The following is an 11,444-nucleotide window of genomic DNA, read 5'->3' as shown; positions in this document are numbered from 1 at the left end:
TTTTTTGCCATCTACTATATTTTGGTTACGGGGATGCAGTGGAAGGCCTTGCCGCGGTGCTTGGGGGCAACCTCCACGGTCCATGACCGGTTCCAGCAGTGGGCCCAGGCTGGCGTTTTTAAGCGGCTTTGGACCAGCGGCTTGGTGCAGTTACAGGCCGAAGGCCGCCTGGATTGGGACTGGCAGTGTCTGGATGCCTGCCAGACCAAGGCCCCGCTTGGCGGCGAGGCCGTCGGCCCCAACCCGACGGACCGGGGCAAGGGCGGCGTCAAACGCCACGTGCTGACCGAGGCTCAGGGCTTGCCCGTCGGCGTGGCCGTGACCGGAGCCAACGTCCACGAAGTGACGCAAGTACAGGCCGTACTCGATTCGATGCCCGTGCTGCCCCCACCGGCCGAAGGCGATTTCGCCCCCGGTTTCTGCGCCGACAAGGGCTACGACGCCGAGGCCATTCGGCGCCTACTGGCCCAGTGGGGCTACCGGGTGCACATCCTGAGCCGGGGAGAGGAAGCCGACAAATGCCGCACCCCCGGCTACCGCGCCCGTCGCTGGGTCGTCGAGCGCACCCACGCCTGGTTCCACCGTTTCCGCCGCCTGCTCATCCGCTGGGAAAAGAAAGTCGCCAACTACGAAGCCCTCCTCCACCTGGCTTGCGCAAACACCGTCTGGCGACACTCCCTCCTATTTTTCGGATAGGCTCTAAGTGTTACAGCTCACTCCAGTTTTAGTTAGTGATTTTACGTGACAACACCTGGGGTGAGCTGATTTTTTTATCATTTAACTATTGCAAAGCCATGAGACTAATTTCAACAGTATTCCTGATTTTCTGGTCATCCGTACTTGCTTATAGTCAATCTTCCCAGCCGGTGAAATACGACAGGAGAGGTATTTGGTTGAGCTTTGGGCAGACTAGTGGTATTGATAAGTCTTTCAGGTTTTCTAACGGCGTGACCACAGAATTTCTTAATCCTGAAATCACGGTCTTTGATGGCACCAATAAGCTCTATCTGGCGCTGGGAGTACTTAAATTTGTGAAGAAAAAGTATTTTGCGGTAAACGCAAGCCACGTTATTGTGAGGCATAGTGTGAATGGTCTTGAGTATTTCGATTACGTTCTTCAAAATAATGATTCACTTCTATTAAAATATGATAAGACTATTCCCCTTGCGGCTAATGGAATTAATAGTTCTCTGAAATATGATTATAATTTCGATAAATATTGTAAAAATTATTTTGCAGAGAAGCAATACTCTGCTTTAACAAAATTTACTAATCCTAATTTCTTTCACGACTCCAAAAGAGAATTTTCTAATAATATAACTAAGAATTTTTCGCCTGAAGAAGGTATGAATCATCTGATTGCAATAAATCGCGGAATCAAAAACAGAGCATATGCGAGGGCAATGCTGAGATTGCAAGCAGAGAATAAGCTATTAGATTCATTAAAAGCACAGCGGCAAATCTCCGATAAGCCCTATCATTTCTATAAGTCCAGGGTTGAAAACCTGAGCTATATCCTTGACCTGGAAACCGACCGGCTGACCAGCGACCAGGTGGGAGCCACATTGGCAAAGTTCACGGAGAATCCGTACGGCTATCCCGAAATCTACCACCACCAGATGATTGAATCCGCTTCCGACAAGTACATCACGCAAAAGGCGCCGTATCTGAATTTAAAAGATGGAGTGAATCGGGATTACCGGGCGGTTTATACTACCATTTGGAACAGTACCATCTTTCCGGAAAAAGACAAGAATTATCTGCTGGCCAGGGAGCTAAGCCGAATTAAAGAAACCTTCCCCAAAGCGGATTTTCTTGCTTTTTTTCAAAAATTTGAACAAGATGTGAAGGACACAGCGCTAGTTAGTACGATAAGAGCCCAATACGCTTTGGAGTTTGATGAGAGCCGAAACGCGACCAAATCGGTGGTGCTAACGGATAGCAAAGGCGTTAAGACGACATTTGACAACCTGCTGAAAAGCCATAAAGGAAAAGTTGTTTACGTGGATTTCTGGGCCAGCTGGTGTGCGCCTTGCCGGGAGGGGTTACCCAATTCACTCAAGCTACGCAACGAGTTGAAAGGCCAGGAGGTGGTCTTTATCTATGTGTCCATTGATAGAACGATGAAGCCCTGGCAGGCCGCCAGCGAACAGGAAAACCTGGACGATTACCGAGAAAATTATCTATTTGTTAACCACCAGACTTCCGATTTTACGAAGCAGCAAAAGCTGAGCTCCATCCCGCGTTACATGATATTTGACAAGACCGGCAAGCTGGTGTATGCCAACGCCCCCAGCGCGGAGAGTAAAACCCTGCCCGGCTTGTTAACGGGCCGGGCTAAGTAAATGCCCGCGTCTGGTTAACCTCTTACCTCGCTACCGAAAGGGCAACGAGATGCCCTTGCTCAGGGCCGGATTGGCAGTTTGGACAACCACTCACCCGGAGCCCCTGACGGCATCCCACTACTTGCAGCATTATGAGCCGGTTCGCCTACTACAAACAGCTCGACACAATGGACTGCGGCCCCACCTGCCTGCGCATGGTGGCCAAGCACTACGGCCGGCATTTCACGGCGCAGTCGTTGCGGGAGCGGGCCCAGATTGGCAAGGAGGGCGTGTCGCTGCTGGGCATCGCGGAGGCGGCGGAATCGTTGGGGTTTCGGTCGTTGGGCGTAAAATTGTCGTTTGAGAAGCTTGCCCAGGAGGCGCCGCTGCCCTGCATCGTGCATTGGCAGCAAAACCATTTTGTGGTCGTTTACGACATCAAGGGGGCCGGCAGCCCCTGGATGGACCGCATTCTCGGCGGCTTCAGGTCGCCGACGGTGGATGCCGCATTACCTTCTTCCAAGCACCCGTTTGATTTCGTAACCGAATCGGAGGTTATTTTTCCAACCTCGCAGCGGGAAGACGGGCCGCTTCAGAAAAAACCGCCCGTAACGCGCCGGGGCACCGTGTACGTGGCCGACCCCAGTCGGGGGATGATGACCTATTCTGCCGAAGAGTTTTGCCAGGGCTGGCTGGCCGCCCGTTCGGAAACGCAGCACGAAGGCACCGCGCTGCTGCTCGAACCAACGCCCGCTTTTCACGAGCAGCAGGACGAGCAGGCGGCCAGCTACAGCCTGGGGCGGGTGCTGCGCTACCTGGGACAGTACCGGCAGCTCTTGCTGCAATTAGGGTTGGGCCTGGCTGTCGGCAGCGGGCTACAGCTGCTGATTCCCTTTCTGACCCAATCGGTGGTAGACATCGGGATTAATACCCAGAACGTATCGTTCGTTTACCTGGTGCTCGGTGCCCAGCTGATGCTAATGGTCGGGCGGCTGAGCGTGGAATTTATCCAGAGCTGGGTGCTGCTGCATATCAGTACCAGGGTGAATCTCAGCATTCTGTCGGACTTTCTGATTAAGCTGATGCGCTTGCCGCTGTCATTCTTCGATACGAAGCGTTTTGGCGACATCATGCAGCGCGTGAGCGACCACCACCGGATTGAGGCCTTTGTGACTGGCCAGGCGATAACGGTGCCCTTTGCCCTGGCAAGCGTAGTAATCATGAGCGTGGTGTTGGCGTTGTACAGCCTACCGATTTTTGGGGTTTATGTAGGTTCCAACCTCCTGTACGCGGGCTGGATTTTGCTGTTCTTGAGCAGGCGGCGCAAGCTGGACACCAGGCGCTTCGACGTGTCGGCTCAGGGGCAGAGCACGCTGATACAACTGATTCAGGGCATGCAGGAAATTAAGCTGGCCGGTGCCGAGCGGCACAGCCGTTGGGGCTGGGAGCGGCTGCAAACCCGCCTGTTTCACTTGCAGATGAGTAGCCTCAGCTTGGGGCAGTACCAGCAAATAGGCGCTTTTCTAATCAATGACGGCAAAAATATTCTCATCACCCTTATGGCTGCTCAGGCCGTCATCAAAGGCCAGCTGACGCTGGGGGCCATGCTGGCCATGCAGCAGATTATTGGCCAGCTCAACGGACCCGTGAGTCAGCTGGTGAGCTTATCCCAAAGCCTGCAAGACGCTAAAATAAGCCTGGAGCGGCTCAACGAGGTGCACATGCTCACGGACGAAGAACCCGTCGGGCAGCCCTTGTTGCAAGAGCTGCCCGCCGCCGGTTTGCGCCTGAGCCAACTCGCGTTTCGCTACCCCGGCGCGGGCAACGAGCCCGTGCTGCATGGGGTCGACTTAGATATTCCGAGGGGCAAAACAACGGCTATCGTGGGCATGAGCGGCAGCGGCAAGACCACCCTGCTCAAGCTGCTCTTAAAATTCTACGACCCTACCCAGGGAGCTGTCCGTTTGGGAGAAGTGGGGCTTCAGAGCGTGAGCCATGCCACCTGGCGGGCGCAATGCGGGGTGGTGATGCAGGATGGGTTTGTGTTTTCGGACACCATCGCCCGCAACATTGCCGTGGGGGCCGAGCGCATCGACGCGCAGAAGCTGGCCCATGCCGTGCGGGTGGCCAACCTGAGCGAGTTTGTGGAAGGGCTACCGCTGGGGCTGCACACCAAAATAGGGGCGGAGGGTACCGGCATCAGCCAAGGCCAGCGCCAGCGTATTCTGATTGCGCGGGCCGTTTACAAGAACCCGCAGTTCATTTTTTTCGACGAAGCCACCAACGCCCTGGATGCGACCAACGAGGCGGTAATTATGAAAAACCTGGCCGAGTTTTTTTGCGGCCGCACGGTCGTTATCGTGGCGCACCGGCTCAGTACCGTATGCCACGCCGACCAGATTATAGTGCTGGACAAAGGCACCCTGACCGAAGCCGGCACGCACGCCGAGCTGGTGGCCCGGCGGGGCGCGTACTGGCAGCTTGTGAAGAACCAGTTGGAGCTAGGAGCCTGATACGTGTAGCGGAAAACGCTGCATACTGCTATGCTGTAAACTTGTTCCCGAATAAGCAGAAATGAAAAAAAGGGAGTCATGCTTCATCTGACGTCCGCTTGTCGAAGCATCTCTACCGCGCAACTAATCCAATCGACTCAACGAAGCGGTAGAGATGCTTCGACAAGCGGACGTCAGATGAAGCATGACCGTCGATTTTATACTTTTCTGTATTCAGGAACAGGTCTTGTCGCTTAAATAGAATTGCCATGAGCCAAAATGCAGAATTCATTGAGATGCGCTCGGAGGAGGTAGCGGAGCTGCTGGCCCGGCCGCCGCGCTGGCTGTTGCGCTGGGGCATCACGGTTGCCTTTCTGGTTATGCTGGTGGTTTTTGCCGGGGCTTGGGTGGTGCATTACCCCGATGTGGTGCACGCCTCCTTCAAGCTTGTTGCCGCCAACGCCCCCAAGGCGGTGCGGACGCGCACCGATGGCAAAATCGTGCGTTTGTTCGTGCGGGAAGGACAGGTGGTATCAGCCGGGGCACCACTCGCGTACCTGGAAAGTACTGCCCGCCACGACGACGTGCTGGCCCTGCTGCGGGAGTTGACGGGGGCCGTGGCCGTGGCCCGGCGAGGTAACCTGGAGGGGCTGCAACAAATTAACTTGTCGACTCACCGGCAGCTGGGCGAATTGCAGGGCGCTTATCAGGTCTTCGAGCAAGCCCACATACAGCTGCGGGCCTACCTCACGGGTGGGTTTTACAGCAAGAAAAGAACCCTCCTGAAGCAGGAATTGGGTGATTTGCAACTGCTGGCGCAGCAATTGCGCCAGCAGCGTCCCAACCAGGCTCGGGATGCCGCTTTGGCGGAAGAGGAATACGGCGTGCAGCGCACGCTGGCCGCGCAAAAAGTAATTGCCGTGCTTGAGCTAAAGCGGGAGGAAAGCAAAAATATCGCCCGCCAGTTGGCGTACCAGCAAACAGCCTCGACGCTCGTGAACAACGCGACGGCGCAGCGGGCAAAGCAAAAAGAGCTGCTGGAGCTTGACAAGCAAGTGGCGGAGGAGCGGGACCAGTTTGTACAGGCCCTGAACACCTTCCAGAGTGCTGCCGAAGCCTGGGCAGCCCGGTACGTGCTGGTCGCTCCGGTGGCCGGCCAGGTGTACTTTCCGGGAGTCGTGCAGGAAAACCAAGCCGTTGCTACCAACCAGGAGCTGCTGTACGTGGCCCCGCCAAACGCGGAATTCACCGGCGAGCTGCGCGTTCCACAGCAGAACGCCGGCAAAGTTGCGGCAGGACAGGAGGTGTTGGTAAAATTCGTGGGATTTCCTTACCAGGAGTTTGGCGCCGTGCGGGGACGCATTACCGCAATCGCCGGAGTTGCCCTCACAGACAGTATTTTTTTGGCCCAGGTCGCATTGCCCAAGGGGTTGAAAACGACCTACGGCAAATCGCTGGCTTACAGAGCCGGCATGACCGCCTCCGCAGACATCATCACGACGGATAGCCGGCTGCTGGAAAAGCTTTTTTTTCAGCTTCGTAAACTAGCGGGCGGGAGATAGCCGCCATGTCGCTGATGCTACTAGGAAAGCACTCGAACCATTAATAAGGAATAAACACCGCCCAAAAGAACTTCCAATGGCGGGCGCTCAACTTTTAAACCTCTCCAGCGCCGCCGGACAGCGCTGCCCCAACGCACGCCACCGTTTGGGCGCCCAGAGAGGCGCGAAATCACGGCGAACACCAAGGCCCTTGCTTCGCAACTCATTCCAGCAGCTTGAGCAATATTTCCAGTTCACCGGGCCGCAGGTCAGCGCGGTCGGATTTGCCGTAAATAGTGAGCAGCAGAACCTGTTCATCTAAAATTTGCACAAGCGTAATAACGCGTGCGCCGCCCGACTTGCCAGTGTTCTTGCTGCGGATAGCCAGGCGAACTTTATAGCAATTTTGACCCAGGCCATCGCCTTGATGCGGGTTTTCGGCTAGCTGTTGGTTGAGCAGCCTCAAATCCGAAAGAATGGATGGATATTTTTTGAGCAGCGGTTTCAACCGCTTCTCAAATACTTCCGTTGCCTCAACCTTGTAGCTCATCCAGCACCTCGGTTAAGCTGCGAAATTGCTTTTTTTCGATGCGGGCAGCCTTTACCTCCGTAAATGCTTCCCGCAAGTCATCAGCCACCGATGGCATATTTGGCTTGGCTTTCGAGTCTTTTGATTCTTTCGGTTCCCGCATCAGCTGCACGAGCTGCTGCCGTTCCTTGGCCGAAAATTGCTGCCGCAGCATTTCGGCCAGTTGCGGAATGGTGAGGGGAATGGTCAGATGCAGCGTGCTCATGTCAGAAAGATAAAAAGGAGAACGGATAACGCGAAGCCGCGCCAAAAAGTGACCGGTTACTTCAGCTTATCCAGCGCCGCCCGCAGCCGGGGCAGCGCGGCCTCAATGGACGCCACCGTTTCGGCGCCCACCGAGGCGCGGAACCATGGCTCCGAGGCCGGCGAGCCGAAGGCGCTGAACGGCACCAACGCCAGCTGGGCTTCCGAAATGAGGTAGGAAGTAAGTTCGGCGGTGGTGCTGAGCACGGTGCCGTCGGGCGCGGTGCGGCCGAGCACGTCGATTTTGGCGGTGAGGTAGATGGCGCCGGCCGGCGCCACGGCATCGACCGGGTAGCCCTGAGCCTGCAAATTCTTGAGGCCCGCGAAAAGGGCTTGCAGGGAATCCTGGAGCTTGGTTTTCATCTCGCTGATGAAGGCATCGACGGCGGCGGCCTGGGGCAGGAAGTGGGCGGTGGCCACCTGCTCGGCCTTGGGCGCCCAGGCCCCAACGTGGCCCAGGATGGATTTCATTTTGTCGATGATGGCCGTGGGGCCGAAGCTGTAGCCCACGCGCACGCCGGTGGCGGCGAAGCACTTCGAAATGCCGTCGATGTACACCACGTAGTCACGCAGCTCGGGGCGCAGGCTCACCGGGTCGAAGTGCTGGGTGTCGCCGAAGGTTAGCAGCCAATAAATCTGGTCGTAGAGCACGTAGAGCGGCTTTTCATCGGGACCGCGCCGCTTGTTTTCGGCTATTACCAGGTCACAGATTTCTTCCAGCCCGACTTTGGTGAACACCGTGCCGGTGGGGTTCAGCGGCGAGCACAGGGCCAGCAGCGTGGCGCCGGCCAGGTGCGGGGCCAGGTCGGCGGCGGTGGGCATAAAGTTGTTTTCGGGCCGCGTGGGCACGGCTATCGGCGTGGCCCCGGTGAGGTGGCAGTAGTGGTTGTTGTTCCAGCTTGGCAGCGGGAAAACCACCCGGTCGCCGGGGTCGACGAGGGCGCGGTAGGTGGCGTAAATGAGCGGGCGCGAGCCGCCGGCCACCAGCATATCGGTAGGCGGGTAGGAGAGGCCCTGCCGCGTTTTCAGAAACTCCGAAACGGCCTGCCGCAGCTCGGCCATGCCGGCCGCCGGCGGGTAGTTGGTGAGGCCGGCCTGGTAGGCTTCGGTGATGCCCGCGTTGAGCACGGCCGGAATCGGGAAAATCTGCGGGTCGAAGTCGCCAATCGTGAGGTTGCAGATGTTGGCGCCCTGGCGCACCTGCTCGCTCACCTGATTGCCGATTCGAATAATCTCGGAGCCGCTCAAGCCGGCCGCCATCTTTGATACTTGCATGGGAAAAATGGGAAAAAGAAATGCCACTCCGGCCCACGAAGTTATTTCAGCGCCGGCAGATTAGCTCGGGCTGAGTCGGGGCCGTGCTGCGGTTGATGGCGGTATTCCAAAAAAGCTGCGGATTTTGAAGTTCAGCCGGTATTTTTGCCCCATGCTTCCACTCTCTATTCAAGTGCCCACGTTGGCCGACCTGTCCGCCGCCGCCCGGCAAGTTCACGCCGCCATTGCCGAGGCCGGGTGCCCGGTGGTGGCGTTCGAGGGCGAGATGGGCGCGGGCAAAACGACCCTTATTCGGGCGCTGGCCGCTTTACTGGGCGTAACCGACGACGTGAGTAGCCCCACTTTTTCGCTGGTGAACGAATACCGCAATGGCAGCGACCAGCCCGTCTACCATTTCGATTTCTACCGCATCGACTCCACTGAGGAAGCCGAGCGCATGGGCGCGGCCGAGTACCTGGATTCGGGGTATCTTTGTTTAGTGGAATGGCCCGCCCGCGTGGCAGATTTATTGCCGCAGCCCCGGCTTGAGGTTCGCCTCACCGTGGTTAGCGCCGAAAGCCGAACCATTGCCCTAACTATCATCTAGTAGAAAATTACAGCTAAGCGGTTGAATGACGGACAAAACCCTTATTCAGCCCCTTAATCAACGTTTTTAACTTCCTCCACCTTCATGGCCGAACAGCTACCATCCGGTTTTGAGGCCTTGGCGACGAGCCGGGCCTATTTCACGCAGGAATCGATGTTGGCCGTGGAAACGCGCAAACGCAAGCTCTTCATCGGTCTGCCCCGCGAAACGTCGTTGCAGGAAAACCGCATCGGCCTCACGCCCGAAGCCGTGCAGCACCTCGTGAACGAGGGCCACGAGGTGGTAATGGAGGCCGGGGCCGGCGAGCCCAGCAAGTTTGCCGACCACGCCTATTCCGAAGCCGGCGCCCAGATTGTGTACTCGCCGGAGGAGGTGTACAAGGCCGATGTGCTGCTAAAAGTAGCGCCCCCCACGCTCGAGGAAGTGGAGCTGCTGCACCCCAACCAAACCCTGATTTCGGCCCTGCAAATGGGTTCGATGACCCAAGAATACATCGCGGCGCTGGCCCGTAAAAAAATCAACGCCATCGGCTTCGAGCTGATGAAAGACCCCAGCGGCGCCCGGCCCGTGGTGCGCGCCATGAGCGAAATCGCCGGCTCGACGGTGATGCTGATTGCGGCCGAATACCTGGCCCGCTCCAACGAAGGCAAGGGCATTATTCTGGGCGGAATCACGGGCGTGCCGCCGTCGCAGGTCGTCATTCTGGGGGCCGGCACGGTGGCCGAATACGCCGCCCGCGCCGCCACCGGCCTTGGCGCCGAAGTCAAGGTGTTCGATAACCACCTCTACAAGCTGCGCCGCCTCAAACACAACCTGGGCATGCAGCTCTACACCAGCACGTTGGATACGTTTGCCCTGAGCCAGCAAATCCGGCGGGCCGACGTGGTAATCGGCGCCCTCGCGGTGGAGGACGGCCGCATTCCCTTCATGGTGAGCGAGGAAATGGTGGCCAGCATGGCGCCCGGCTCCATCATCATCGACGTGAGCATCGACCAGGGCGGCTGCTTCGAAACCAGCGAGATGACCAGCCACAGCAAGCCCGTATTCCGCAAATACGACGTGGTGCACTACTGCGTGCCCAACATCGCCTCGCGCGTGCCCCGCACCGCCACCCACGCGCTGAGTAACATCTTCACGCCCATCCTCCAGGAAATCAGCCAGCACGGCGGCATCAACGAAGTGCTGTTCACCAACGAGCATTTCCGCAGCGGCGTCTACATCTACCGCGGCTCCCTCACCAATTCCATGATTGCGAAGAAATTCAACATGCGCTATAAGGAGCTAGGGCTGCTGATTGCGGTGCGGAATTAGGGTGGTGTGGGGTATGGGTTTGTGGTGTTTGGCTTTTAAATGGATTCTGCTTTTGATTGGCTCACTTCAAGGGGAAGCTTACAAGCCTGACCTCTAGTTTTGACTGGCTCACTTTAAGGGGGAGCTTACAACTACCACTACAAAAAAGATGGTATTATATTTTCCACAAAACGAACATTGTATGATGTTCATTAAATATATATTTATTTTTTCTATAATAGCTGTGATTCTTACATCTTGTGAATCTTTATGTCCGATGACTGAAGAAAGGATGATGATGTTTAACAAGGCCAGCGCGGAACACAAAACTGAGGTGACACTAGGGCGTGAGGACAATAAGAAATCAGCTATATGTTTACTGCTTATTTACTTTTCAGCATGCGCCGTCACGAAATTTCTGATGCTACCTGGGCCCTGGTTGCCCCGCACCTCTCCGGCAAGGCCGCCGATGGCGGGGCGACGGCCGTCGATAACCGGCTGTTTTTCAACGCTGTGGTGTGGATAATGCGCACCGGCTGCCCGTGGGCCGACCTGCCCGAACGCTTCGGCAAGTCCGACACGGCCCGCAAACGCTTCCGCCGGCTGGCCGAAAAAGGCGTCTGGCGCCGCCTTTTCCAGGTCGTCCAAGCGCCGGAGCTGGACTGGGTGCTGCTCGACTCGACCATCGTGCGGGCGCACCAGCACGCGGCGGGCCAAAAAAAAGCGACGCTCAGACCGAGTGCCTCGGCCGCAGCCGGGGCGGGATGAGCACCAAAATTCACGCCTGCGTCGAGTCGCTGGGCAACGCGGTGCGCCTGCTCGCCACCCCCGGCCAGGCCGGCGACAGCCCGCAGGCGCTGCCCCTGCTCGACGGCCTCGACGTGGGCCAGGTAGTGGCCGACACGGCCTACGACAGCGACCAAACCCGCGCCTATTGCGCTCAACGCGGTATTCAAGCCGTCATCCCCAGCCACCCCAACCGCACCCAACCGCTGCCCCTGGACGAGAATGCCTACCGCGACCGCAACAAAATCGAACGCTTTTTCGGACGCATGAAGCAGTATCGCCGCTTGGCCACCCGCTACGAGAAGACCATCGTTTCCT

The 11,444-nt window shown here is 57.3% G+C and carries 9 protein-coding genes and 1 pseudogene; 7 read left to right on the top strand and 3 right to left on the bottom strand.

Annotated elements, in window-relative coordinates:
* From GM79_RS15865 to GM79_RS15850, 4 genes are all read left to right on the top strand, one after another.
* On the top strand, nucleotides 1–696 hold a 696-nt coding region (locus GM79_RS15865), incomplete at its 5' end, for an IS5 family transposase (RefSeq protein ID WP_035561153.1).
* 35 nt (nucleotides 697–731) lie between these two features.
* A complete protein-coding gene (locus GM79_RS23245; protein ID WP_081867809.1) occupies nucleotides 732–2,345 on the top strand; it encodes a TlpA family protein disulfide reductase in 1,614 nt (537 codons plus the stop codon).
* Nucleotides 2,346–2,476: 131 nt separating this feature from the next.
* Nucleotides 2,477–4,837, top strand: coding sequence for a peptidase domain-containing ABC transporter (locus GM79_RS15855; RefSeq protein ID WP_035565772.1), 2,361 nt, complete (start codon nucleotides 2,477–2,479; stop codon nucleotides 4,835–4,837).
* A gap of 248 nt (nucleotides 4,838–5,085) precedes the next feature.
* Complete coding sequence (locus tag GM79_RS15850) at nucleotides 5,086–6,378, top strand: HlyD family efflux transporter periplasmic adaptor subunit (protein ID WP_035565771.1); 1,293 nt, start codon at nucleotides 5,086–5,088, stop codon at nucleotides 6,376–6,378.
* 202 nt (nucleotides 6,379–6,580) lie between these two features.
* Here GM79_RS15850 and GM79_RS15845 read toward each other — a convergent pair whose 3' ends face one another.
* From GM79_RS15845 to GM79_RS15835, 3 genes are read right to left on the bottom strand one after another with little or no spacing between them, the layout of a single operon-like run.
* A complete protein-coding gene (locus GM79_RS15845) occupies nucleotides 6,581–6,907 on the bottom strand; it encodes a type II toxin-antitoxin system RelE/ParE family toxin (RefSeq protein WP_035565768.1) in 327 nt (108 codons plus the stop codon).
* Complete coding sequence (locus GM79_RS15840) at nucleotides 6,891–7,196, bottom strand: hypothetical protein (RefSeq protein ID WP_152560032.1); 306 nt, start codon at nucleotides 7,194–7,196, stop codon at nucleotides 6,891–6,893. Before GM79_RS15840 ends, GM79_RS15845 begins: the two co-directional genes overlap by 17 nt.
* Nucleotides 7,197–7,207: 11 nt before the next feature.
* Nucleotides 7,208–8,464 carry a pyridoxal phosphate-dependent aminotransferase gene (locus tag GM79_RS15835; RefSeq protein ID WP_035565774.1) on the bottom strand — a complete coding sequence of 419 codons (1,257 nt, stop codon included), beginning with the start codon at nucleotides 8,462–8,464 and terminating at the stop codon, nucleotides 7,208–7,210.
* A gap of 151 nt (nucleotides 8,465–8,615) precedes the next feature.
* On the opposite strand from GM79_RS15835, the gene tsaE reads away from it, so the two are divergent.
* The 3 genes and pseudogenes from tsaE to GM79_RS26560 all read left to right on the top strand — a co-directional run.
* Nucleotides 8,616–9,050, top strand: a complete 435-nt coding sequence (gene tsaE / locus GM79_RS15830; protein ID WP_035565762.1) for a tRNA (adenosine(37)-N6)-threonylcarbamoyltransferase complex ATPase subunit type 1 TsaE — start codon at nucleotides 8,616–8,618, stop codon at nucleotides 9,048–9,050.
* Nucleotides 9,051–9,134: 84 nt separating this feature from the next.
* A complete protein-coding gene (locus GM79_RS15825) occupies nucleotides 9,135–10,361 on the top strand; it encodes an alanine dehydrogenase (protein WP_035565759.1) in 1,227 nt (408 codons plus the stop codon).
* Between the two features lie 351 nt (nucleotides 10,362–10,712).
* Nucleotides 10,713–11,444: pseudogene (locus GM79_RS26560) on the top strand (IS5 family transposase); the annotation flags it as partial.

The sequence above is a fragment of the Hymenobacter sp. IS2118 genome, from assembly GCF_000715495.1.
GTDB lineage: Bacteria > Bacteroidota > Bacteroidia > Cytophagales > Hymenobacteraceae > Hymenobacter.
This window is presented reverse-complemented; position numbering and strand designations above follow the sequence as displayed.

Coding starts and splice junctions, on each gene's coding strand:
- GM79_RS15850 (WP_035565771.1), top strand. CDS start 5,086: ATGAGCCAAAATGCAGAATTCATTGAGATGCGCTCGGAGGAGGTAGCG.
- GM79_RS15855 (WP_035565772.1), top strand. CDS start 2,477: ATGAGCCGGTTCGCCTACTACAAACAGCTCGACACAATGGACTGCGGC.
- GM79_RS15835 (WP_035565774.1), bottom strand. CDS start 8,464: ATGCAAGTATCAAAGATGGCGGCCGGCTTGAGCGGCTCCGAGATTATT.
- tsaE (WP_035565762.1), top strand. CDS start 8,616: ATGCTTCCACTCTCTATTCAAGTGCCCACGTTGGCCGACCTGTCCGCC.
- GM79_RS15825 (WP_035565759.1), top strand. CDS start 9,135: ATGGCCGAACAGCTACCATCCGGTTTTGAGGCCTTGGCGACGAGCCGG.
- GM79_RS15845 (WP_035565768.1), bottom strand. CDS start 6,907: ATGAGCTACAAGGTTGAGGCAACGGAAGTATTTGAGAAGCGGTTGAAA.